Below are 21,980 nucleotides of genomic sequence, written 5' to 3'. Positions count from 1 at the left end.
ACAACATATCCACCAGGAACTAAGGTAGAAATCCCAGGTGAAGATAAAGATGGTAACCCAATTACAATCACCGTTACGATTGGCGACAATGGATCAGGTGAAGTACCAAATGACAATCTTCCTAAGAAAGATATCCCAGGTACAGGAACAGTAACAGAACCTAACAAGAACCCATCGAAACCAGTAGATGTAACAACACCAGCTCGTAAGACCCCAACATTAGAAGTTGAACAAGATCCTAAGACAGGTGACGTAACAGTAACACCGAAGAGACCAGGAGGAGGAACATATCCACCAGGAACTAAGGTAGAAATCCCAGGTAAAGATGGAAACTCAATTATCGTTACAATCGGTGAAGACGGAAAAGGTAAAGTACCAAACAGTGAATTACCAGAAGGTAAAGTACCAGGAACAGGTAAGATTACAGAACCAGGTAAACCAACTGAAGAAGTTCCGAATGTAACAACACCAGCACGCAAGACACCAACATTAGAAGTTGAACAAGATCCTAAGACAGGTGATGTTACAGTAACACCGAAGAAACCAGATGGCTCAACATATCCACCAGGAACTAAGGTAGAAATCCCAGGTAAAGATGGTAACCCAATCACAGTAACAATCGGTGAAGATGGTAAAGGTACAGTACCAAACAGTGAATTACCAGAAGGTAAAGTTCCAGGTACAGGTAAGATTACAGAACCAGGAAAACCAGCAGTGGAAGTTCCAAATGTAACAACTCCAGCTAAATTTACACCAGAAACACCAGTAACTGAAAAACCAGGTAAGATTGAAATTACTCAACAACCAAGTGGAAATGCGATTGTAACACCTAAGAAACCAGATGGTTCAACATACCCACCAGGAACTAAGGTAGAAATCCCAGGTGAAAATGGAACAACAATCACAGTAACAATTGGTGATAACGGTTCAGGTGAAGTACCAAATGACACACTTCCAAAAGGAAATGTCCCAGGTACAGGAAGAGTAACAGAACCGAACAAGAAACCATCACAACCAGTGGATGTAACAACACCAGCACGTAAGACACCAACAGTAGAGTTGGAACAAGATCCTAAGACAGGTGACGTTACAGTAACACCTAAGAAACCAGATGGCTCAACATACCCACCAGGAACTAAGGTAGAAATCCCAGGTAAAGATGGAAACTCAATTATCGTTACAATCGGTGAAGACGGTAAAGGTAAAGTACCAAACAGTGAATTACCAGAAGGTAAAGTTCCAGGTACAGCTAAGATTACTGAACCAGGTCAACCAACAGTTGAAGTTCCTGATGTAACAACACCAGGTAAAGTCACACCATCAACAGATACAAATCCAGTTGCTCCGAATGCAGATCAGGTAGATGCTAAGACTACTGTTGATAATGGAGCTAAGTCAAATGATTCTCAAAATGTATTGCCAAATACAGGAACAGAATCAAATGCGACTCTTGCCTCTCTAGGACTTCTTGGACTATTGAGTGGATTTGGACTTGTAGCTCGCAAGAAAAAAGAAGACTAAAAATTTAGTCAAATGAACATTCATTCTTTTGTATTGTAAAGATAAACTAGATTAATTCTGGGAATCGTGTTAGTCATAAAATACAAAGAATGTTTAGATAAAGAAAGCGGACAATGCTAGAATTTTGTTAAACGGAATTCTAAGTATTGTTCGCTTTTGTGGTATAATAATTACTATGCAGAAAAAACCAACGTCAGCCTATGTGCACATCCCATTTTGTACCCAGATTTGTTATTATTGTGACTTTTCAAAAGTTTTTATCAAGAATCAGCCGGTAGATAGCTATTTAGAGCATCTGTTAGAAGAGTTTCAATCTTATGATATTCAAAAGTTGCGAACCCTTTACATCGGTGGTGGAACCCCTACAGCTTTGTCAGCTTCGCAGCTGGAGCTTCTATTAAAGGGCTTGACTAAAAACTTGGACTTGTCTGCCTTGGAAGAGTTGACCATTGAAGCCAATCCGGGCGACTTGGATGCGGATAAGATTGCAGTTTTGAAAAACTCGGCTGTCAATCGTGTTTCGCTTGGCGTGCAGACCTTTGACGACAAGATGCTGAAAAAGATTGGGCGCAGTCATTTGGAGAAAGATATTTATGAAAATATCGACCGCCTGAAACTGGCTGGTTTTGACAATATCTCTATTGACTTGATTTATGCACTGCCTGGTCAGACTATGGAGCAAGTTAAGGACAATGTGGCTAAGGCCATTGGGCTGGATATTCCCCATATGAGTTTGTATAGTTTGATTTTGGAAAATCATACGGTCTTTATGAACCGTATGAGACGAGGGAAATTACCTCTGCCTAAGGAAGAACTGGAAGCTGAGATGTTTGAGTACATCATTGCAGAGCTGGAGCGAGCTGGTTTTGAGCATTATGAAATTTCCAATTTCTCCAAACCCGGTTTTGAAAGTCGTCACAATCTCATGTACTGGGACAATGCTGAATACTATGGCATCGGTGCTGGGGCATCTGGTTATGTAGATGGAGTGCGCTATAAAAATCATGGTCCCATTCGTCATTATCTCAGTGCAGTTGAGGAAGGCAATGCGCGCATCACAGAAGAGCACCTGAGTCAAAAGGAGCAAATGGAAGAAGAAATGTTCCTGGGACTCCGCAAGAAATCAGGGGTTTCCATGGCGCGATTTGAGGAAAAATTTGGTCGGTCTTTCGAGGCTCTTTATGGAGAAATTGTCAGAGACTTGGTTCAACAAGGTCTCATGCAAATAGAGAATGACCGAGTTCGTATGACAAAAAGAGGTCTCTTTTTGGGAGACACTGTAGCAGAACGATTTATTTTGGAGTAGGATCATGGGCTTAACTTATCAAATGAAAATGAAAATTCCTTTTGATATGGCTGATATGAATGGTCATATCAAGCTTCCAGATGTGATTTTGCTGTCTCTGCAAGTTTCAGGGATGCAGTCGATTGAGCTGGGAGTTAGTGATAAGGCCATTTTGGAAGACTATAATCTGGTCTGGATTATCACAGACTATGATATTGAGGTGGCACGTTTGCCTCGTTTTGCGGAAGAAATTACTATTGAAACGGAAGCTTTGAGCTACAATCGACTCTTTTGCTATCGCCGTTTCACTATCTATGATGAAGCAGGTCAAGAAATCATTCGCATGTTGGCGACCTTTGTTCTCATGGATCGAGATAGTCGAAAAGTCCATGCTGTCGAACCTGATATTGTGGCTCCTTACCAGTCTGATTTTGATAAAAAGCTTATTCGTGGACCAAAATATGCAAATCTAGAAGAGCCAATCAGCAAGGATTACCATGTTCGTTTTTACGACTTGGATATGAATGGTCATGTCAATAACAGTAAATACTTGGACTGGATTTTTGAGGTCATGGGAGCGGACTTTTTGACCCAATATATTCCCAAGAAAATCAACCTCAAGTATGTCAAGGAAGTTCGACCAGGTGGGGTGATCACATCGGCTGTTGAACGGACTGGACTGGAAAGCAAGCATGAGATCACAAGCGACGGGGCTACCAATGCCCAAGCTATCATCACTTGGCAAGAAATAAAAAAGGATTAGGGAGAAATAGATGAAATATAAAGGCTATTTAATTGATTTAGACGGAACCATATACAAGGGGAAAGATCGAATTCCAGCAGGAGAAGCTTTTGTTCATGAATTGCAAAAGCGGGACATTCCCTATCTCTTTGTAACCAACAATACAACCCGCACTCCAGAGAGTGTTCAGGAGATGCTGGCTCAGAATTTTAATATCGATACTCCTCTATCGACTGTCTACACAGCGACTTTGGCAACTATCGACTATATGAACGACTTGAGACTGGAAAAGACTGTCTATGTCATCGGAGAAGCAGGTCTCAAGGAAGCCATCAAGGCGGCTGGTTATGTGGAAGACAAGGAAAATCCTGCCTATGTGGTAGTAGGTCTGGACTGGCAAGTTGACTATGAAAAATTTGCGACAGCAACTCTTGCGATTCAAAAGGGCGCCCACTTTATCGGAACCAACCCTGACCTCAACATTCCGACAGAACGAGGTCTTTTGCCTGGTGCTGGTTCACTGATTACCCTGCTTGAAGTAGCAACACGAGTGAAGCCTGTTTATATTGGGAAGCCAAATGCCATCATTATGGACAAGGCAGTTGAGCACTTAGGTTTGCAACGTGAAGAGTTGATCATGGTTGGGGACAATTATCTGACTGATATTCGGGCTGGGATTGACAATGGCATTCCAACGCTCTTGGTGACAACAGGTTTTACCAAGGCAGCAGAAGTAGCAAGCCTGACAATCGCACCGACACATGTGGTTTCTAGCCTAGCGGAGTGGAACTTTGATGAAAACTAAACTGATCTTTTGGAGCTCTATACTCTTTCTCCTTTCTCTTTCTATCCTTTTGACCATTTATTTGGCTTGGATTGTTTATCCGCTGGAAATTCAGTGGTTGAACTTAATGGATCGAGTTTACTTAAAACCAGAAACTATTCAGTACAACTTTCATATCTTGATGAATTACCTGACCAATCCTTTTAGTCAGGTCTTAGAGATGCCAGATTTTCGTTCGTCAGCAGCTGGTCTGCACCACTTTGCGGTGGTCAAGGACCTCTTCCACTTTGTTCAGCTAGTAGCTCTAGTGACACTGCCAAGTTTCTATTTTTTTGTCAAAGGGATTGTGAAAAAGGGCTTTTTATCTTTATTCAGTAAGGTTTTTTTGACTCTAGTAGTTTTGCCTGTGCTGATTGGTCTTTGGGGAGTTTTGATTGGTTTTGACCAATTCTTTACCCTTTTCCATCAAATTCTCTTTGTGGGAGATGATACCTGGCTTTTTGACCCAGCCAAGGATCCTGTTATTCTGATTTTACCAGAGACCTTTTTCCTCCATGCCTTCCTCCTCTTTTTTGCCCTCTATGAAAGCTTTTTTGGTTTTCTATACCTGAAAAGCCGTAGGAAGTGAAACGAAAGATATTCTTATTTTGCATAAATCAATTAGGTATGTGATTCGAAACTATTGTCAAGAATGAATTAATCAAATCTAAAAAGAGTTAATCGTTCGCAAACAGTCTATTTTTCTTGAAAAAATAGGCTTTTTTTCTAAAAATCTCTAGTCAAGCGCTTTATTTTTTTGTATAATAGAAGTAGCAAAGTATAGATAAGAAGAGAAAAGCATGATTACACTATTTCTATCACCGAGCTGTACTTCATGTCGTAAGGCAAAGGCCTGGTTAGAAAAACATAAGGTTCCCTTTGAGGAACACAATATTATGACCAGTCCTTTAACAAGAAAAGAATTGCAACACATCCTTTCCTTGACCGAAAATGGTACTGATGACATCATTTCAACTCGTTCAAAAATTTTTCAAAAATTAGATATTGATGTAGAAAGTATTTCGGTATCAGAATTGCTTCATTTGATTGAGCAGTATCCAAGTCTTTTGCGTCGTCCAATTATTATCGATGCCAAACGTATGCAGATCGGTTTTAATGAAGATGAGATTCGTGCTTTTCTCCCTCGTAGTTACCGTAAGCAAGAACTAAAAGAAGCAAGAATGAGAGCTGGTATTAGTTAATGAACAAACAGTATAGTTACCCACTAGATTTGTCGTGGAGCACTGAAGAACTTGCTTCAGTGCTTTCTTTTTTTAATGATGTTGAAGCTGCCTATGAAGGCAAGGTAGAGGCTAAAAAGTTACTGGACTCCTATAAGGGATTCAAAGCGGTCGTGCCAAGCAAGAGCGAAGAAAAACGTTTGGGACGAGAATTTGAAACAGTTAGTGGCTATTCGCTTTATCGAGCAGTTCAGACTGCCAAGGAAAAAGGGGAAGGGAAGATTTCTCTTGGAAAGTAAATTTGAATTTGCTAAAGAGCTTGTCAATAAGGCGGGTCAGTACATTCTTGACCATATGCAGGAAGACTTGTGTGTTGAAACCAAGTCCTCTCCAACAGATTTGGTGACCAGACTGGACAAGGAAGTTCAGGAACTCTTGGTTAGTGAGATTTTGTCTCGTTATCCTGAGGATAAGATTTGTGCTGAAGAAGGGTGTCTGCGAGCCTCGGTTAAAGAGGGTAAGGTTTGGGTCATTGATCCCATCGATGGGACCAATAATTTTGTGGCCCAGCAGGAAGATTTTGCTGTCATGATGGCTTATTTTGAAAATGGTCAGGGACAGTTTGGTCTGATTTATGATGTGGTCAAAGGGGATTGTTACCACGGTGGTGGGGAATTTCCAGTTTGTCTAAATGATAGGCCCCTAGCTCCCTTTAAAGCAAAACCACTTGGAGATTTCCTTATTGCAGGGAATAGTGGTATGCTGGAAACCAATGAATGGGGTCTGGCTGATTTGGGTCGAGCGGTCCTCGGTGTACGTGTCTATGGGAGTGCGGCCATTAGTTTTGCCAAGATTTTGTCAGGGCGTTTGTTGACCTATGTCACCTATCTGCAACCATGGGATTATGCCGCTGCAAGTATTTTAGGGGAAAGTCTGGACTATCGGGTTGTGACCCTATCTGGTCAACCGCTTGATTTTCAAACCAGACAACCGGTCATGATGTTACCTCTTGAGATGCAGGAGGAAATTCAGTCCTATATTTACGAAAGGAAAAGAACTTAGATGCAATTTCCAGAAGGATTTGTTGAAAAATATGAAGAGATATTAGGAGATGAGGCAAGAGATTTTCTTGCCTCTTTTGAGGAGGAAGCGGTTTCGGCTTTTCGGATCAATCCTTTAAAAGAAGCGACAGTTTCCTTTCCTGATGCCATTCCTCAAACTCCTTGGGGCCACTATGGGAAGGTTTCAGGGAAATCGCCTGAGCATGCTACAGGGTTGGTTTATTCGCAAGAACCCGCTGCTCAGATGGTTGCTCAGGTAGCCCAGCCCAGCCCTGGTATGAAGGTCTTGGATTTGGCAGCTGCACCGGGTGGTAAATCAACTCAATTAGCAGCCTATCTAGCAGGGGAGGGTCTCCTTGTTTCCAATGAAATTTCAAGCAAACGGGCTAAGATTTTAGTAGAAAACATGGAGCGCTTTGGAGCGACAAATGTTGTGGTGACCAATGAATCTGCTGACCGTTTGGCCAAGGTTTTTAAGGGCTATTTTGACCTCATTGTCCTTGATGCCCCTTGCTCTGGTGAAGGGATGTTCCGTAAGCAACCAGATGCTATGGACTATTGGAGTCTTGATTATCCTAGTCAATGTGCTAGCTTGCAAAGAGAAATTCTAGCGGATGCGGTAACCATGCTAGCTGAAGGTGGTCGTCTGGTTTATTCGACCTGTACCTGGGCACCCGAGGAAAACGAAGAGATCGTCAATTGGTTGCTGGAAGAGTATGATTTTGACTTGTTACCAGTTGATCATATCAATGGAATGGTAGCTGGTATTGACCTGCCAGAAACGGCTCGTATGTACCCACATCATTTTAAGGGAGAGGGGCAGTTTGTAGCTCATCTACAGTTTAAGGGTGACAATCCAGCTCCTAAATTTAAGGCAAGTAAGAGCAATCTCAGCCGAGAACAAGTTGTCTTGTGGCAGGAATTTACCCAAAACCACCTGAAGGTTAATCTACCGGGTATCTTGCAGACTTTTGGAGACCAGCTTTATCTCTTGCCAGAACTTTTGCCAGATTTAGGGAAACTCAAGATTGCTAGGAATGGCCTGCATTTAGGGACCTTTAAGAAGAAACGCTTTGAGCCTAGTTTTGCTCTTGGTCTAGCCTTGAAACCGAGTCAGGTCAAGCAGTCGGTTGAAATTGACCAAGAGGCGTTTGTAAAGTATGTCGCTGGAGAAACCGTTCAGCTGGCGGAAAATCTGACAAATGGTTGGTACCAAGTTTTAGTTAAAGGAAATGGTTTGGGCTTTGCTAAGGTGACTGGAAATATTTTGAAAAATTATTTTCCAAAAGGCCTCAGATTCAAGTGAAAATGCTAGTCAAAGTAGCTTGTCTATGTTATAGTGGAAGTATGGATTTTTTTCAAATTGTCTTTCATTTTAAGTCAAATTTGGTGGGAAAGGTAACTGAGCAAATTTCTAGTAAAACTAAGCAAAGAACTTCAGTTGGCTCCCAATTTTCAAAAGAAAAACATAAATAAATAGTTGAAAAAATTCACAGCATTCACCATTATTTTCAAGGAGAAAAACAGTGAAAAAAAGGAAAAAACTCGCTCTATCCCTTGCAGCTCTTTTGCTGGCAGGTTCTTTGGCGGGATGTGCTAGCTGGATTGATCGTGGAGAATCCATGACAGCTGTTGGTTCAACGGCTCTTCAGCCCTTGGTCGAAGCAGCAGCAGATGAATTTGGCTCTCTGCACGTTGGAAAAACAGTCAACGTCCAAGGTGGAGGATCTGGTACAGGTCTGTCTCAGGTTCAGTCTGGAGCTGTTGATGTAGGAAATTCAGACGTATTTGCCGAGGAAAAAGACGGTATCAACGCATCCGCTCTAGTGGACCATAAGGTAGCCGTAGCTGGCTTGGCAGTCATTGTAAATAAGGAAGTTGATGTTGAAAATCTGACAACTGAACAACTCCGTAGCATCTTCACAGGTCAAGTGACCAACTGGAAAGAAGTCGGTGGGAAAGACCTAGCCATTTCCATTATCAACCGCGCGGCAAGTTCTGGTTCACGTGCAACTTTTGATAGTGTTATCATGGATGGTCAATCTGCCGTGCAGAGTCAAGAACAGGATTCAAATGGGATGGTCAAAAACATTGTTTCCCAGACACCAGGAGCCATTTCTTACCTAGCTTTTGCCTATGTGGATGACTCGGTTAAACGCATGAAATTGAACGGCTATGAGCCGATTGCAGAAAATGTTACCACCAATAACTGGCCCTTGTGGTCTTATGAACACATGTATACACTAGGTCAGCCTAATGAATTGGTGGCAGAATTTCTTAACTTTGTCCTCTCAGATGAAGCGCAAAGCGGAATCGTTAAGGGAATGGGCTATATTTCTGTCAAGGAAATGAAAGTTGAAAAAGATGCTGTCGGAACGGTAACAGTACTAGAAGGGAGTCACTAATGAATCAAGAAGAATTAGCTAAAAAATTACTTTCTCCCTCAAAGAACTCTCGTCTAGAGAAACTAGGGAAAGGCTTGACCTTTGCCTGTCTGTCTTTGATTGTTATCATCGTGGCTATGATTTTGATTTTCGTAGCTCAGAAAGGTTTGTCGACCTTCTTTGTCAATGGGGTCAACATCTTTGATTTCCTCTTTGGACAAACTTGGAATCCTTCAGGTAAACAATTTGGTGCCCTTCCCATGATTTTGGGTTCCTTTATTGTCACAATCTTATCAGCCCTTATCGCAACTCCTTTTGCCATTGGTGCGGCAGTCTTTATGACCGAGGTCTCACCAAAAGGTGCTAGAATCTTGCAACCAGCCATTGAATTGCTAGTTGGGATTCCTTCAGTTGTGTATGGATTTATCGGTTTGCAGGTCGTGGTTCCCTTTGTCCGCAGTGTTTTTGGTGGAACTGGTTTTGGGATCTTGTCAGGGATTTTCGTTCTCTTTGTCATGATTTTACCGACGGTAACCTTTATGACAACCGATAGTTTGCGTGCGGTGCCTCGTCACTACCGCGAAGCTAGTTTGGCTATGGGAGCTACTCGTTGGCAAACCATCTGGCGCGTGACCTTGAAGGCGGCGCGTTCAGGGATTTTCACAGCAGTGGTCTTTGGGATGGCACGTGCCTTTGGTGAGGCCTTGGCCATTCAGATGGTGGTCGGAAACTCAGCCGTTGTTCCAACTTCATTGACAACACCTGCCGCGACCTTGACCTCTGTTTTGACTATGGGTATTGGAAATACCGTTATGGGAACAGTTGATAATAACGTTCTCTGGTCACTGGCCTTAGTCTTGCTCTTGATGAGTTTGGCCTTCAACAGTGTGATTAAATTGATTACGAAAGAAAGAGGAAAGAAAAACTATGCACGCTAAGAAATTAGATAAAATTGCAACAGCTGTCCTCTACTCAATTGCAGGAATTATCGTTGCCATCTTGGCATCCTTGATTCTTTATATCTTGGTTCGTGGTTTGCCCCACATCTCTTGGTCTTTCTTGACTGGCAAATCATCTTCTTACCAAGCAGGTGGAGGGATTGGAATTCAGCTATATAACTCCTTCTTCCTTCTGGTTATTACCTTGATTATCTCTGTGCCTTTGTCTATGGGAGCTGGGATTTTCCTAGCTGAATACGCCAAAAAAGGTCCTGTGACCAACTTTGTCAGAACCTGTATTGAAATCTTGTCTTCATTGCCATCAGTGGTTGTGGGTCTATTTGGTTACTTGATCTTTGTAGTTCAGTTTGAGTATGGATTTTCAATCATTTCAGGTGCCTTGGCCTTGACAGTCTTTAACCTGCCTCAGATGACTCGTAATGTTGAAGACAGTTTGAAACACGTTCACCACACGCAACGTGAAGCTGGCCTAGCTCTTGGGATTTCTCGTTGGGAGACTGTAGTCCATGTGGTCATTCCAGAAGCCCTTCCAGGGATTGTAACGGGGGTTGTCTTGGCTTCTGGTCGTATCTTTGGTGAGGCTGCTGCTTTGATTTACACAGCAGGACAATCCGCTCCAGCCCTTGACTGGTCTAACTGGAATATTCTCAGTGTGACCAGCCCAATCTCTATCTTCCGTCAAGCAGAAACCTTGGCTGTCCACATCTGGAAAGTCAATAGCGAAGGAACCATTCCAGATGGAACCATCGTATCAGCAGGTTCTGCGGCCGTGCTCCTCATCTTTATCCTCATCTTTAACTTTGGAGCCCGTAAACTCGGAAGCTACCTACATAAGAAATTAACTGCTGCCTAAAGGAGAAGCCATGTCAAAATATAATTGGGATGAAAAGCATATCATCACCTTTCCTGAAGAGAAAGTGGCCCTCTCTACTAAGGATTTACATGTTTACTACGGTAAAAAAGAATCCATCAAGGGCATCGATATGCAATTTGAAAAAAATAAAATTACAGCCTTAATTGGCCCATCTGGATCTGGGAAATCAACCTACCTCCGCAGTCTCAACCGTATGAATGATACCATTGATATTGCTAAGGTAACAGGTCAAATTCTCTACCAAGGGATTGATGTCAACCGTCCAGAAATCAACGTTTACGAGATGCGTAAACACATCGGAATGGTCTTCCAACGACCAAATCCTTTTGCCAAGTCTATCTATCGCAATATCACTTTTGCCCATGAACGTGCAGGGGTTAAGGACAAGCAAGTCTTGGATGAAATTGTGGAAACCTCTCTTCGTCAAGCTGCCCTTTGGGATCAGGTCAAAGACGATTTGCAAAAGTCAGCCTTGACCCTGTCAGGTGGTCAGCAGCAACGTCTCTGTATCGCTCGTGCCATCTCTGTCAAACCAGATATCCTTTTGATGGATGAACCAGCGTCAGCCTTGGATCCCATTGCGACAGCCCAGCTGGAAGAAACTATGTTGGAATTGAAGAAGGACTTTACCATCATCATCGTGACTCACAGTATGCAGCAGGCTGCGCGTGCTAGTGACTACACAGGATTTTTCTACTTGGGTGACTTGATCGAGTACGATAAGACCTCTAATATTTTCCAAAATGCTAAACTACAGTCAACCAATGACTACGTAACAGGACACTTTGGATAGAAAGGAAACAGTATGACAGAAGCGATTTTACAGGTGTCAGACCTGTCCGTTTACTACAATCAAAAGAAGGCCTTGAATAGTGTTTCCCTATCTTTCCAACCTAAGGAAATTACAGCCTTGATCGGTCCATCTGGATCAGGGAAGTCAACCCTCCTCAAGGCTATCAACCGCATGGGGGATCTCAATCCAGAGGTAACCACAACCGGTTCGGTGGTTTATAATGGCCACAACATCTACAGTCCTCGTACAGATACAGTTGAATTGCGTAAAGAAATCGGTATGGTTTTCCAACAGCCCAACCCCTTCCCTATGTCTATCTACGAAAATGTTGTTTACGGGCTTCGTATCAATGGAGTTAAGGACAAACAGGTTCTGGACGAGGCGGTAGAAAAAGCCTTGCAACGGGCTTCTATCTGGGATGAGGTCAAGGATCGCCTGCATGATTCAGCTATCGGACTTTCAGGTGGTCAACAGCAACGTGTTTGCGTTGCTCGTGTTTTGGCAACTAGTCCTAAAATCATTCTCTTGGATGAACCGACTTCAGCCTTGGACCCTATCTCAGCTGGTAAGATTGAAGAAACCTTGTATGGCTTAAAAGATAAATACACTATGCTCTTGGTTACGCGTTCTATGCAACAAGCCTCTCGTATTTCTGACAAGACAGGATTTTTCCTAGATGGAGATTTGATTGAGTTTAACGATACTAAGAAGATGTTCCTCAACCCACAACACAAGGAAACAGAAGACTATATTTCAGGAAAATTTGGATAAGGAGATAAATGATGTTACGTTCTCAATTTGAAGAAGATTTGGAGAAATTGCACAACCAGTTCTATGCCATGGGACAGGAAGTGCTATCCCAAATCAATCGTACAGTGCGTGCCTTTGTTACGCATGACCGTGATTTGGCCAAGGAAGTCATCGAAGACGATGCAGAAGTAAACGAATACGAAGTGAAATTGGAGAAGAAATCATTTGAAATGATTGCCCTTCAACAACCAGTTTCTCAAGACTTGCGTACCGTTTTAACAGTCTTAAAAGCAGTATCTGACTTGGAACGTATGGGTGACCATGCTGTTTCCATCGCAAAAGCGGCCATTCGTATGAAGGGGGAACAACGTATCCCAGCTGTTGAAGAAGAAATCAAGAGAATGGGGCGCGATGTCAAAAACTTCGTTGAAGCCGCCCTGGAACTCTATCTGAATGGTTCAGTGGATCAGGCCTATGAGGTAGCAGCTATGGATGAAAAAATCAACCATTACTTTGATAGCATTCGTGACTTGGCTACAGAAGAAATCAAGAAAAATCCTGATGCCATTGTTACAGGTCGTGATTATTTCCAAGTGATTGCCTTCTTGGAACGTATTGGAGACTATGCCAAAAATATCTGTGAATGGGTTGTTTACTTTGAAACAGGTAAGATTGTCGAACTATAAAATAGGTTCATTGTGTATAAAAAGGAGCTTGAAATCAACCGAAAGCTCCTTTTATTGAATGAAAAAAATATTTTTAAGATAAAAATTCAAAAAACACTTGACAAGTATCTTGGATAGCGTTATAATTATACAAAATTAACAGAGAGGTTGTTTATTTATGAAATCAAAAAAATGGATATTTGTTTTATGTAGTTTTCTTGCAAGCTTCTTCTTAGTGGCTTGCCAGTCGGGCTCTAACGGCTCTCAGTCAGCTGTTGAGGCCATTAAGCAAAAGGGGAAATTAGTTGTGGCGACTAGTCCTGACTATGCACCTTTTGAATTCCAATCCTTAGTTGACGGAAAAAACCAGGTAGTCGGTGCTGATATTGATATGGCCCAAGCTATCGCTGATGAACTTGGGGTGAAGTTGGAAATTTCAAGCATGAGTTTTGACAATGTATTGACCAGTCTTCAAACTGGTAAGGCTGACCTAGCGGTTGCAGGAATTAGCGCTACTGATGAGAGAAAAGAAGTATTTGATTTTTCAATTCCTTACTATGAAAACAAGATTAGTTTCTTAGTTCGTAAGTCTGATGTAGAAAAATACAAGGATTTAACTAGCCTTGAAAGTGCTAATATTGCAGCCCAAAAAGGGACTGTTCCAGAATCTATGGTCAAGGAACAATTGCCAAAAGCACAGCTGACTTCCCTAACCAATATGGGAGAAGCAGTCAATGAATTGCAGGCTGGAAAAGTAGATGCTGTTCATATGGATGAGCCTGTTGCCCTTAGTTATGCTGCTAAAAACGCGGACCTAGCTGTCGCAACTGTCAGCTTGAAGATGAAGGACGGCGAAGCTAATGCAGTTGCCCTTAGAAAAAATAGTGCTGATTTGAAAGAAGTGGTGGACAAGGTTATCCAAAAACTTAAGGATGACGGTACCTACCAAAAATATCTTGAAAAGGCGGCAAGCCTAACAGAAGTTGAACAATAAGAAAAAAGCAGAGTTGGAAGTTATTCCAATTCTGCTTTTAAATAGTTTAAAACATTTTCCAGATTTTCTAAGGACACCTTAGCAAATTGATAAGGGCAGGCATCCAAGTATGCCTCTTCAAAGAAGTCCAATTTCAGTTGGCTGTGTTTGAGACTGGCGATTTTAGGATACTGTCTCAGGTCTAGCAATACACCATCGTGTAGGGGAAAATGAGGAAGGGGACAAGGTGTTTTAGCTAGTCTTTCCTCGATTTGTTTTTGGTAAGCTTCCTGATTGGATAAGCGAGTTAGCCGATTTTTCTCAAATAATTGACTGTCAATATAGAGTGACAGGGCCTTTTGCATGATGAGGTTGCTATCGTAATCTAGGATATTTTTGTAGGCCACAAAGGCTTCCTTGATAGCATTTGGAAGGATGAGTGCTGTTATCCGCAGGGCTGGAAAGAGGCTGGTTGAGAAGGACTTGATATAAATGACGCGCTCCTCTGTATCTAGATAGTGGAAGGTCTGGCCCTTTTTAGAGTCCAAATCCCCCAGATAGTCGTCCTCTACGATATAGACACCATACTTGGCAGCTAAGTCAAGAATAGCCCGTTTGTCCTGCTCTGAATAGGAATGTCCCAGAGGATAGTGAAAACGAGGAATGGTATAGAAAAACTTAATTTGTCCTGTTTTGAAGTGGCCTTCCAGTTCCTCCAAGTCAATTCCATCAATGCCTCGTTCAATCGTTTGATAGTCCAGACCTTGAGCAATCAAGAGGCGATTCATCCGATGGTAGGTCGGCTGTTCCACCAAGATTTCCTTGGCTTGGCTAGGAAAGGAAATTTGAGAAAGGATAAACAAGGCTTGTTGGGTTCCAGAAGTCAGTACCAGTTGGTCCGCCTTGCAGTAGAGAGCTTGGTCAAAGAGGAGTTTATGAATGGATTGTCTTAGGTCTTCTAAACCTTCTTGATTTTCATAGTAGTTGAAGAGGTAGTTTTCTCGGCCAATCAAGGTTTCATTGACACAGAGTCGGAAATCGTCATAGGCGCTGGCATGTTCGTCGGTAACCTCGATTTCTAGGTCCTGGTGTTGCCCTTGTTCTAGGACATAGTAGCCACTCTGGGGCTTGGCATAGAGATATTGTTCGTGCCGTAATTCCAGCAGGGCTCGTTGGACAGTATCCTTGCTACAGTTGAAGTCAAGGCTCAGTTGACGGATAGAAGGCAGGCGGCTTCCCGTCGGAAATCGTCCAGACTCGATACCATTTTTTAGATAGGAAACGACCTCTTGGTACTTGCTTTGTTTCTTCATTCCAGACCTCCCTTGATTTTGTTACATTGTACCCTTTTTTTTCTTTCTTGGCAATGTCTAGAGTATTTCTCTCGTTCACATCTAGGGGCAAATGTGGTATACTTAGGAGTAACATTTATAGAATAACAGACAAGAAAGTGAATGGATAAGAACGTGCAGGAACCAGTGAAATTATTTCAATACAATACCCTTGGAGCCTTGATGGCTGGCCTTTATGGTGGTACCATGACAGTGGGAGAATTGCTAGAGCATGGTGATCTTGGTTTGGGAACCTTGGATTCTATTGATGGGGAATTGATTGTCTTAGATGGCAAGGCTTATCAGGCCAAAGGATCAGGAGACCAGCCAGAAATTGTAGAGGTGTCACCAGATGCCCTCATTCCTTATGCTGCAGTGGTACCGCATCAGGCAGAGGTTATTTTTCGACAACGGTTTGAGATGACAGACAAGGAATTAGAAGAGCGAATTGAGTCTTATTATGACGGAGAAAATCTTTTCCGCTCTATCAAGATTCGGGGGGAATTTTCACATATGCATGTGCGCATGATTCCCAAGTCGACACCAGATACCAAGTTTGCTGATGTCGCAACCCATCAACCGGAATATAGTCGTGATAATGTGGCGGGGACCATCGTTGGTTTCTGGACGCCAGAGATTTTCCATGGGGTTAGTGTGGCAGGCTACCATCTGCACTTCATTTCAGATGATTTGACCTTCGGTGGTCATGTCATGGACTTTGTCATCAAGGAAGGCATTATTGAGGTGGGAGCTGTTGACCAGTTGGACCAACGTTTCCCAGTCCAAGACCGTCAATACTTGTTTGCTAAGTTCAATGTTGACGAGATGAAAAAAGATATTGAAAAGGCTGAATAGGAGAAGAAAATGACCATTCATATTATCATTACCATGGTGTTGTTGCTGGCTTTCTTGATAGGAAGCATTTGGTATGCCAAAAAGAAACACCAGATTAATCTAGCTGTCTTGGGCTTGGGGGCTGTTGCCTTCTTTGTCTCTTCACAGATTTTAGAAAAACTGGTGCATATCTTGGTTTTGCATCCTCAAAAAGACGGTAGTATTGCCCTCTTGCGAGACCATCCGCTTGTCTATATCATCTATGGCCTAGCCATGGCAGCATTTTTTGAGGAAACTGCTCGTCTTATTTTCTTCAAATGGTTGGAGAAAAAGAGAAGTTTGGAAAAGGCAGATGCCTTGGCTTATGGATTGGGGCATGGTGGCTTGGAGTTGATTTTCCTAGGTCTTACTAGTTTGATTAATCTCTACATCGTTCTCTCAGCAGTTCAAACTCAGAATCCACAGGTCATGCAATTGCTGTCTGAAAATATGTTAAAAACCATTCAGTCACTTTCTGTCTGGCAGATTTATTTGCTTGGTTTTGAACGGATTCTGGCTCTAGGTTTCCAATTGCTTTTGACTGTTTGGGTTTACCAAGCTGTTCGCCAGAAGAAATGGATTTATCTCCTAGCAGCCTATGGCCTACATGCCTTCTTTGACCTGGCACCATCTCTAGCCCAAGTTGGCTGGCTTACAAGTCCAGTCTTAGTTGAAGTCATTCTACTAGTTGAACTGATCCTAGTTGCCTATGGAACCAAGGCTATCTTTTGCAAAAAATCATAAGAAAAAGGGGGAAACCTCTTTTTTTGTTTAAAATAAGCCCAAGATTTTTTTAGGGTCGTCAAATGGTCTTAAAAATGGTATAATGGAATGAATTTTGTAAAAGGAAGAGTGTCATGTCAGTAAAAGAAAACATGCTTGAAATCTTAGAAGGGATTGATATCCGTTTCAAAGAACCCTTGCATAGCTATAGTTATACAAAAGTAGGTGGAGAGGCCGATTATTTGGTCTTTCCACGAAATCGTTTTGAGTTGGCGCGCGTTGTCAAATTTGCCAATCAAGAAAATATCCCTTGGATGGTGCTGGGAAATGCTAGCAACATCATTGTTCGTGATGGTGGGATTCGTGGATTTGTTATCTTGTGTGACAAGCTCAATCATGTTTCCGTTGATGGCTATACCATCGAAGCTGAGGCTGGTGCTAACTTGATTGAAACAACTCGCATTGCCCTCCGTCATAGTTTGACTGGTTTTGAGTTTGCTTGTGGTATTCCTGGAAGTGTCGGTGGTGCTGTCTTTATGAATGCGGGTGCCTATGGTGGTGAGATTGCCCACATCTTACAGTCTTGTAAAATTTTGACCAAGGATGGAGAAATCGAGACCCTATCTGTCAAGGACTTGGCTTTTGGTTACCGCCATTCAGCCATTCAGGAGTCTGGTGCAGTTGTCTTATCAGCTAAATTTGCCCTAGCCCCAGGAAGCCATCCGGTTATCAAGCAAGAAATGGATCGCTTGACGCATCTACGTGAACTCAAGCAACCTTTAGAATATCCATCTTGTGGTTCGGTCTTTAAGCGTCCAGTAGGGCATTTTGCAGGTCAGTTAATTTCTGAAGCTGGCTTGAAAGGCTATCGTATTGGTGGAGTAGAAGTCTCAGAAAAACACGCAGGTTTTATGATCAATGTCGCTGATGGAACGGCTAAAGACTACGAGGACTTGATTGAGTCTGTTATCGAAAAAGTCAAGGAACACTCTGGCGTTACTCTTGAGAGAGAAGTTCGTATCTTGGGTGAAAGCAAGTAGGAAGCTGTAGTTGAAAAGCTGCTGCTATGTCATGGAAAGGGGGTGAAAGCCTATCGTCAGTGCAGAAGAATGTAGGCAGTTCAATCTCCTACGCGAGGTAGTAGCGGCCTGACAGAGCCCTGATCTGTTAATCTATGAAAAAGAAGGAATAAATGACAATTGAAAAAACCAATTATTGAATTCAAAAACGTCTCTAAAGTTTTTGAAGACAGCAACACCAAGGTTCTCAAAGATATCAACTTTGAGTTGGAAGAAGGGAAGTTCTATACTCTTCTAGGCGCGTCTGGTTCAGGGAAATCAACTATCCTTAACATCATTGCAGGTTTACTGGATGCGACGACAGGAGATATTTTGCTGGATGGTGTCCGTATCAATGACATCCCAACCAACAAGCGAGATGTGCATACGGTCTTCCAATCCTATGCCTTGTTTCCACATATGAATGTGTTTGAAAATGTTGCTTTTCCACTTCGCTTGCGTAAAATTGACAAGAAAGAAATCGAGCAGCGCGTAGCGGAAGTTCTCAAGATGGTTCAGTTGGAAGGTTACGAAAAACGTTCCATCCGTAAACTCTCTGGAGGACAACGTCAGCGTGTGGCTATTGCCCGTGCCATCATCAACCAACCCCGTGTGGTTTTGTTGGACGAGCCTTTGTCAGCGTTGGACTTGAAATTAAGAACAGATATGCAGTATGAGCTGCGTGAACTGCAACAACGATTGGGAATCACCTTTGTTTTTGTTACTCACGATCAGGAAGAAGCTTTGGCTATGAGTGACTGGATTTTTGTCATGAATGATGGCGAGATTGTCCAGTCTGGAACGCCAGTGGACATCTACGATGAGCCAATTAACCACTTTGTTGCCACCTTTATCGGTGAGTCAAATATCTTGCCAGGAACCATGATTGAGGACTACTTGGTTGAGTTTAACGGCAAACGCTTTGAAGCGGTCGATGGTGGGATGAAGCCGAATGAACCTGTCGAGGTCGTGATTCGTCCAGAGGACTTGCGGATTACCCTTCCTGAAGAAGGCAAGCTCCAAGTTAAGGTCGATACCCAGCTTTTCCGTGGGGTGCACTATGAAATTATCGCCTATGACGAACTTGGGAATGAATGGATGATCCACTCAACCCGTAAGGCCATCGTGGGTGAGGAAATCGGTCTGGACTTTGAACCAGAAGACATCCATATCATGCGTCTCAACGAAACTGAAGAAGAGTTCGATGCTCGTATCGAAGAATACGTAGAAATTGAAGAGCAAGAAGCAGGTCTGATCAATGCAATCGAGGAGGAAAGAGATGAAGAAAACAAGCTCTAAACTCTTTGTAGTGCCCTACATGCTTTGGATTGCCCTCTTTGTCCTGGCACCCTTGGTCTTGATTTTCGGACAATCCTTTTTCAACATCGAAGGCCAGTTCAGTATAGAAAATTATAAATCTTACTTTGCTTCACAAAACTTGACCTACCTCAAAATGAGCTTTAACTCCGTGCTTTATGCAGGAATTGTGACCTTTGTGACCCTCCTTATCAGCTATCCAACAGCCCTCTTTTTGACCCGTCTCAAGCACCGTCAACTCTGGCTCATGTTAATCATTCTGCCGACATGGATTAACCTGCTCCTCAAGGCCTATGCCTTTATCGGGATTTTTGGTCAAAATGGCTCTATTAACCAATTTTTGGAATTTATCGGAATTGGTTCGCAGCAGTTGCTCTTTACCGATTTCTCCTTTATCTTTGTCGCAAGCTACATCGAGCTTCCCTTTATGATTTTGCCGATTTTCAATGTCTTGGATGATATGGATAACAACCTCATCAATGCCAGCTATGACCTCGGTGCGACCAAGTGGGAGACTTTCCGTCATGTCATCTTCCCTCTATCGATGAATGGTGTGCGAAGTGGAGTTCAGTCGGTCTTTATTCCAAGCTTGAGTCTCTTCATGCTGACCCGTTTGATTGGTGGGAACCGTGTTATTACGCTGGGAACGGCTATTGAGCAGAACTTCCTGACAAATGACAACTACGGTATGGGTTCTACCATCGGTGTGATTCTCATTCTGACCATGTTCATCACCATGTGGGTGACCAAGGAAAGGAGAGAACGATGAAAAAATTTGCCAACCTTTATCTGGGACTGGTCTTTCTTGTCCTCTACCTGCCGATTTTTTACTTGATTGGCTACGCCTTTAATGCAGGCAACGACATGAACAGCTTTACAGGCTTTAGCTTGAGCCATTTTAAAACCATGTTTGGCGATGGTCGCCTTATGTTAATTGTGACCCAGACCTTTTTCTTGGCCTTCCTTTCAGCCTTGATAGCGACCATTATCGGGACTTTTGGAGCTATTTACATTTACCAGTCTCGTAAGAAATACCAAGAAGCCTTTCTATCACTCAATAATATCCTCATGGTTGCGCCTGACGTTATGATTGGTGCCAGCTTCTTGATTCTTTTTACTCAACTCAAGTTTTCACTTGGCTTTTTGACCGTTCTATCTAGTCACGTGGCTTTCTCGATTCCTATCGTGGTCTTGATGGTCTTGCCACGTCTCAAGGAAATGAACGGAGACATGATTCATGCGGCCTATGACCTTGGTGCCAGTCAATTTCAGATGTTCAAGGAAATCATGCTTCCTTACCTGACTCCGTCTATCATTGCAGGTTATTTCATGGCCTTTACCTATTCGCTAGATGACTTTGCCGTGACCTTCTTTGTAACGGGAAATGGCTTTTCAACCCTATCAGTCGAGATTTACTCTCGTGCTCGCAAGGGGATTTCCTTAGAAATCAATGCCCTGTCTGCCCTTGTCTTTCTCTTTAGTATTATCCTAGTTGTTGGATATTACTTTATCTCACGTGAGAAGGAGGAGCAAGCATGAAAAAACTCTATTCATTTTTAGCAGGAATTGTAGCGATTATCCTCGTCTTATGGGGAATTGCGACGCATCTAGACAGTAAAATCAATAGCCGAGATAGTCAAAAACTGGTTATCTATAACTGGGGTGACTATATCGATCCAGAACTCTTGGAGAAATTCACAGAAGAAACAGGAATCCAAGTACAGTACGAGACCTTTGATTCCAACGAAGCCATGTACACCAAGATTAAGCAGGGTGGAACGACCTACGATATTGCCATTCCTAGTGAATACATGATTAATAAGATGAAGGACGAAGACCTCTTGGTACCTCTTGACTATTCAAAACTTGAAGGTCTTGAAAATATCGGGCCAGAGTTCCTCAACCAGTCCTTTGACCCAGGCAATAAATTCTCTATCCCTTACTTCTGGGGAACCTTAGGAATTGTCTACAATGAAACCATGGTAGAGGAAGCACCTGAGCATTGGGATGATCTCTGGAAGCCAGAGTATAAAAACTCTATCATGCTTTTTGATGGGGCGCGTGAGGTATTGGGACTAGGACTCAATTCGCTCGGCTACAGCCTCAACTCCAAGGATACCCAGCAGTTAGAAGAGACAGTAGACAAACTCTACAAACTGACTCCAAATATCAAGGCTATTGTGGCGGACGAGATGAAGGGCTACATGATTCAGAATAACGCTGCTATCGGCGTGACCTTCTCTGGTGAAGCCAGCCAAATGCTAGAAAAAAATGAAAATCTACGCTATGTGGTACCAACTGAGGCCAGCAACCTTTGGTTTGACAATATGGTCATTCCCAAAACAGTTAAAAACCAAGATGCCGCCTATGCCTTTATCAACTTTATGTTGAAACCCGAAAATGCTCTTAAAAATGCGGAGTATGTCGGTTATTCAACTCCAAACCTACCAGCTAAGGAATTACTCCCAGAGGAGAAAAAAGAAGATAAGGCCTTCTATCCAGATGCTGAAACCATGAAACACTTAGAAGTTTATGAGAAATTTGACCATAAATGGACAGGAAAATATAGCGACCTCTTCCTACAGTTTAAAATGTATCGGAAGTAGTAGTTAGCAGTCACGAAACGAATCAGTCAAGCTGGTTCGTTTTTTATAGAAGTCATTTTTT

The 21,980-nt window shown here is 42.6% G+C and carries 24 protein-coding genes; 23 read left to right on the top strand and 1 reads right to left on the bottom strand.

The features are described 5' to 3' along the window. The 16 genes from O3599_RS08645 to O3599_RS08570 form a co-directional block, all read left to right on the top strand. Positions 1-1,521, top strand: a 1,521-nt coding sequence (locus O3599_RS08645) for an LPXTG cell wall anchor domain-containing protein (protein WP_371512589.1), incomplete at its 5' end; no start/stop codon positions are given. Positions 1,522-1,696: 175 nt separating this feature from the next. Beyond that, on the top strand, positions 1,697-2,827 hold the full coding sequence (gene hemW / locus O3599_RS08640; RefSeq protein WP_371512588.1) for a radical SAM family heme chaperone HemW: 1,131 nt from the start codon (positions 1,697-1,699) through the stop codon (positions 2,825-2,827). A 4-nt stretch (positions 2,828-2,831) separates the two neighbouring features. Then, positions 2,832-3,569: an acyl-ACP thioesterase domain-containing protein gene (locus O3599_RS08635; protein WP_371512586.1), complete on the top strand. Its 738-nt coding sequence runs from the start codon at positions 2,832-2,834 to the stop codon at positions 3,567-3,569. A gap of 10 nt (positions 3,570-3,579) precedes the next feature. Next, complete coding sequence (locus O3599_RS08630; RefSeq protein WP_371512584.1) at positions 3,580-4,353, top strand: TIGR01457 family HAD-type hydrolase; 774 nt, start codon at positions 3,580-3,582, stop codon at positions 4,351-4,353. Beyond that, entirely contained in the window at positions 4,343-4,960 is a 618-nt protein-coding gene (locus tag O3599_RS08625; RefSeq protein WP_371512583.1) for a TIGR01906 family membrane protein, read from the top strand. Before O3599_RS08630 ends, O3599_RS08625 begins: the two co-directional genes overlap by 11 nt. Positions 4,961-5,171: 211 nt before the next feature. Beyond that, a complete protein-coding gene (locus tag O3599_RS08620) occupies positions 5,172-5,573 on the top strand; it encodes a Spx/MgsR family RNA polymerase-binding regulatory protein (RefSeq protein WP_000631254.1) in 402 nt (133 codons plus the stop codon). Continuing rightward, entirely contained in the window at positions 5,573-5,851 is a 279-nt protein-coding gene (locus O3599_RS08615; RefSeq protein WP_001041977.1) for a UPF0223 family protein, read from the top strand. Before O3599_RS08620 ends, O3599_RS08615 begins: the two co-directional genes overlap by 1 nt. Next, entirely contained in the window at positions 5,841-6,614 is a 774-nt protein-coding gene (locus O3599_RS08610) for an inositol monophosphatase family protein (protein ID WP_371512581.1), read from the top strand. The genes O3599_RS08615 and O3599_RS08610 overlap by 11 nt, the downstream gene beginning before the upstream one ends. Next, positions 6,615-7,919 (top strand): RsmF rRNA methyltransferase first C-terminal domain-containing protein, encoded by a 1,305-nt coding sequence (locus O3599_RS08605; protein ID WP_371512579.1) that lies wholly within the window; start codon positions 6,615-6,617, stop codon positions 7,917-7,919. A 220-nt stretch (positions 7,920-8,139) separates the two neighbouring features. Continuing rightward, entirely contained in the window at positions 8,140-9,018 is an 879-nt protein-coding gene (locus tag O3599_RS08600; protein WP_024057491.1) for a phosphate ABC transporter substrate-binding protein PstS family protein, read from the top strand. Continuing rightward, a complete protein-coding gene (pstC, locus tag O3599_RS08595) occupies positions 9,018-9,935 on the top strand; it encodes a phosphate ABC transporter permease subunit PstC (RefSeq protein WP_001070903.1) in 918 nt (305 codons plus the stop codon). Before O3599_RS08600 ends, pstC begins: the two co-directional genes overlap by 1 nt. After that, the gene (pstA, locus tag O3599_RS08590) at positions 9,925-10,809 is read left to right on the top strand and encodes a phosphate ABC transporter permease PstA (RefSeq protein ID WP_000543046.1); all 885 of its coding nucleotides are present in this window, start codon (positions 9,925-9,927) and stop codon (positions 10,807-10,809) included. The genes pstC and pstA overlap by 11 nt, the downstream gene beginning before the upstream one ends. A 10-nt stretch (positions 10,810-10,819) precedes the next feature. Next, a complete protein-coding gene (gene pstB / locus O3599_RS08585; protein WP_049502182.1) occupies positions 10,820-11,623 on the top strand; it encodes a phosphate ABC transporter ATP-binding protein PstB in 804 nt (267 codons plus the stop codon). A gap of 12 nt (positions 11,624-11,635) precedes the next feature. Continuing rightward, positions 11,636-12,394 carry a phosphate ABC transporter ATP-binding protein PstB gene (gene pstB, locus O3599_RS08580; RefSeq protein ID WP_000133484.1) on the top strand — a complete coding sequence of 253 codons (759 nt, stop codon included), beginning with the start codon at positions 11,636-11,638 and terminating at the stop codon, positions 12,392-12,394. 11 nt (positions 12,395-12,405) lie between these two features. Then, positions 12,406-13,059 (top strand): phosphate signaling complex protein PhoU, encoded by a 654-nt coding sequence (gene phoU, locus O3599_RS08575; RefSeq protein WP_000946458.1) that lies wholly within the window; start codon positions 12,406-12,408, stop codon positions 13,057-13,059. A gap of 157 nt (positions 13,060-13,216) precedes the next feature. Beyond that, complete coding sequence (locus O3599_RS08570) at positions 13,217-14,032, top strand: ABC transporter substrate-binding protein (RefSeq protein ID WP_023946318.1); 816 nt, start codon at positions 13,217-13,219, stop codon at positions 14,030-14,032. A gap of 20 nt (positions 14,033-14,052) precedes the next feature. On the opposite strand, the gene O3599_RS08565 is transcribed toward O3599_RS08570, so the two are convergent. Further along, a complete protein-coding gene (locus O3599_RS08565) occupies positions 14,053-15,324 on the bottom strand; it encodes a PLP-dependent aminotransferase family protein (protein ID WP_023946320.1) in 1,272 nt (423 codons plus the stop codon). 141 nt (positions 15,325-15,465) lie between these two features. Between O3599_RS08565 and budA the strand changes: the two genes are divergently transcribed. The 7 genes from budA to O3599_RS08530 all read left to right on the top strand — a co-directional run bounded on the left by budA (position 15,466) and on the right by O3599_RS08530 (position 21,919). Beyond that, positions 15,466-16,197 (top strand): acetolactate decarboxylase, encoded by a 732-nt coding sequence (gene budA / locus O3599_RS08560; RefSeq protein ID WP_000360295.1) that lies wholly within the window; start codon positions 15,466-15,468, stop codon positions 16,195-16,197. Between the two features lie 9 nt (positions 16,198-16,206). Further along, on the top strand, positions 16,207-16,959 hold the full coding sequence (locus O3599_RS08555; protein WP_084928655.1) for a YhfC family intramembrane metalloprotease: 753 nt from the start codon (positions 16,207-16,209) through the stop codon (positions 16,957-16,959). Between the two features lie 113 nt (positions 16,960-17,072). Then, positions 17,073-17,978, top strand: coding sequence for a UDP-N-acetylmuramate dehydrogenase (gene murB / locus O3599_RS08550; RefSeq protein WP_000111599.1), 906 nt, complete (start codon positions 17,073-17,075; stop codon positions 17,976-17,978). Positions 17,979-18,137: 159 nt separating this feature from the next. Beyond that, a complete protein-coding gene (locus O3599_RS08545) occupies positions 18,138-19,295 on the top strand; it encodes an ABC transporter ATP-binding protein (protein ID WP_000742900.1) in 1,158 nt (385 codons plus the stop codon). Continuing rightward, entirely contained in the window at positions 19,276-20,082 is an 807-nt protein-coding gene (locus O3599_RS08540) for an ABC transporter permease (protein WP_004258194.1), read from the top strand. Before O3599_RS08545 ends, O3599_RS08540 begins: the two co-directional genes overlap by 20 nt. Next, a complete protein-coding gene (locus tag O3599_RS08535) occupies positions 20,079-20,852 on the top strand; it encodes an ABC transporter permease (RefSeq protein WP_000712740.1) in 774 nt (257 codons plus the stop codon). The genes O3599_RS08540 and O3599_RS08535 overlap by 4 nt, the downstream gene beginning before the upstream one ends. After that, positions 20,849-21,919: an ABC transporter substrate-binding protein gene (locus O3599_RS08530; protein ID WP_061590278.1), complete on the top strand. Its 1,071-nt coding sequence runs from the start codon at positions 20,849-20,851 to the stop codon at positions 21,917-21,919. The genes O3599_RS08535 and O3599_RS08530 overlap by 4 nt, the downstream gene beginning before the upstream one ends. The last annotated feature ends 61 nt before the right edge of the window (positions 21,920-21,980 follow it).

Source organism: Streptococcus sp. 27098_8_103 (assembly GCF_041432345.1).
Lineage (GTDB): Bacteria > Bacillota > Bacilli > Lactobacillales > Streptococcaceae > Streptococcus > Streptococcus mitis_BV.
This window is presented reverse-complemented; position numbering and strand designations above follow the sequence as displayed.

Excerpts from the sequence above, each read along its gene's own strand:
- hemW (WP_371512588.1), top strand. The coding sequence starts at position 1,697 with ATGCAGAAAAAACCAACGTCAGCCTATGTGCACATCCCATTTTGTACC.
- O3599_RS08635 (WP_371512586.1), top strand. The coding sequence starts at position 2,832 with ATGGGCTTAACTTATCAAATGAAAATGAAAATTCCTTTTGATATGGCT.
- O3599_RS08630 (WP_371512584.1), top strand. The coding sequence starts at position 3,580 with ATGAAATATAAAGGCTATTTAATTGATTTAGACGGAACCATATACAAG.
- O3599_RS08625 (WP_371512583.1), top strand. The coding sequence starts at position 4,343 with ATGAAAACTAAACTGATCTTTTGGAGCTCTATACTCTTTCTCCTTTCT.
- O3599_RS08620 (WP_000631254.1), top strand. The coding sequence starts at position 5,172 with ATGATTACACTATTTCTATCACCGAGCTGTACTTCATGTCGTAAGGCA.
- O3599_RS08615 (WP_001041977.1), top strand. The coding sequence starts at position 5,573 with ATGAACAAACAGTATAGTTACCCACTAGATTTGTCGTGGAGCACTGAA.
- O3599_RS08605 (WP_371512579.1), top strand. The coding sequence starts at position 6,615 with ATGCAATTTCCAGAAGGATTTGTTGAAAAATATGAAGAGATATTAGGA.
- pstC (WP_001070903.1), top strand. The coding sequence starts at position 9,018 with ATGAATCAAGAAGAATTAGCTAAAAAATTACTTTCTCCCTCAAAGAAC.
- pstA (WP_000543046.1), top strand. The coding sequence starts at position 9,925 with ATGCACGCTAAGAAATTAGATAAAATTGCAACAGCTGTCCTCTACTCA.
- pstB (WP_049502182.1), top strand. The coding sequence starts at position 10,820 with ATGTCAAAATATAATTGGGATGAAAAGCATATCATCACCTTTCCTGAA.
- pstB (WP_000133484.1), top strand. The coding sequence starts at position 11,636 with ATGACAGAAGCGATTTTACAGGTGTCAGACCTGTCCGTTTACTACAAT.
- phoU (WP_000946458.1), top strand. The coding sequence starts at position 12,406 with ATGTTACGTTCTCAATTTGAAGAAGATTTGGAGAAATTGCACAACCAG.
- O3599_RS08570 (WP_023946318.1), top strand. The coding sequence starts at position 13,217 with ATGAAATCAAAAAAATGGATATTTGTTTTATGTAGTTTTCTTGCAAGC.
- O3599_RS08565 (WP_023946320.1), bottom strand. The coding sequence starts at position 15,324 with ATGAAGAAACAAAGCAAGTACCAAGAGGTCGTTTCCTATCTAAAAAAT.
- budA (WP_000360295.1), top strand. The coding sequence starts at position 15,466 with ATGGATAAGAACGTGCAGGAACCAGTGAAATTATTTCAATACAATACC.
- O3599_RS08555 (WP_084928655.1), top strand. The coding sequence starts at position 16,207 with ATGACCATTCATATTATCATTACCATGGTGTTGTTGCTGGCTTTCTTG.
- murB (WP_000111599.1), top strand. The coding sequence starts at position 17,073 with ATGTCAGTAAAAGAAAACATGCTTGAAATCTTAGAAGGGATTGATATC.
- O3599_RS08540 (WP_004258194.1), top strand. The coding sequence starts at position 19,276 with ATGAAGAAAACAAGCTCTAAACTCTTTGTAGTGCCCTACATGCTTTGG.
- O3599_RS08535 (WP_000712740.1), top strand. The coding sequence starts at position 20,079 with ATGAAAAAATTTGCCAACCTTTATCTGGGACTGGTCTTTCTTGTCCTC.
- O3599_RS08530 (WP_061590278.1), top strand. The coding sequence starts at position 20,849 with ATGAAAAAACTCTATTCATTTTTAGCAGGAATTGTAGCGATTATCCTC.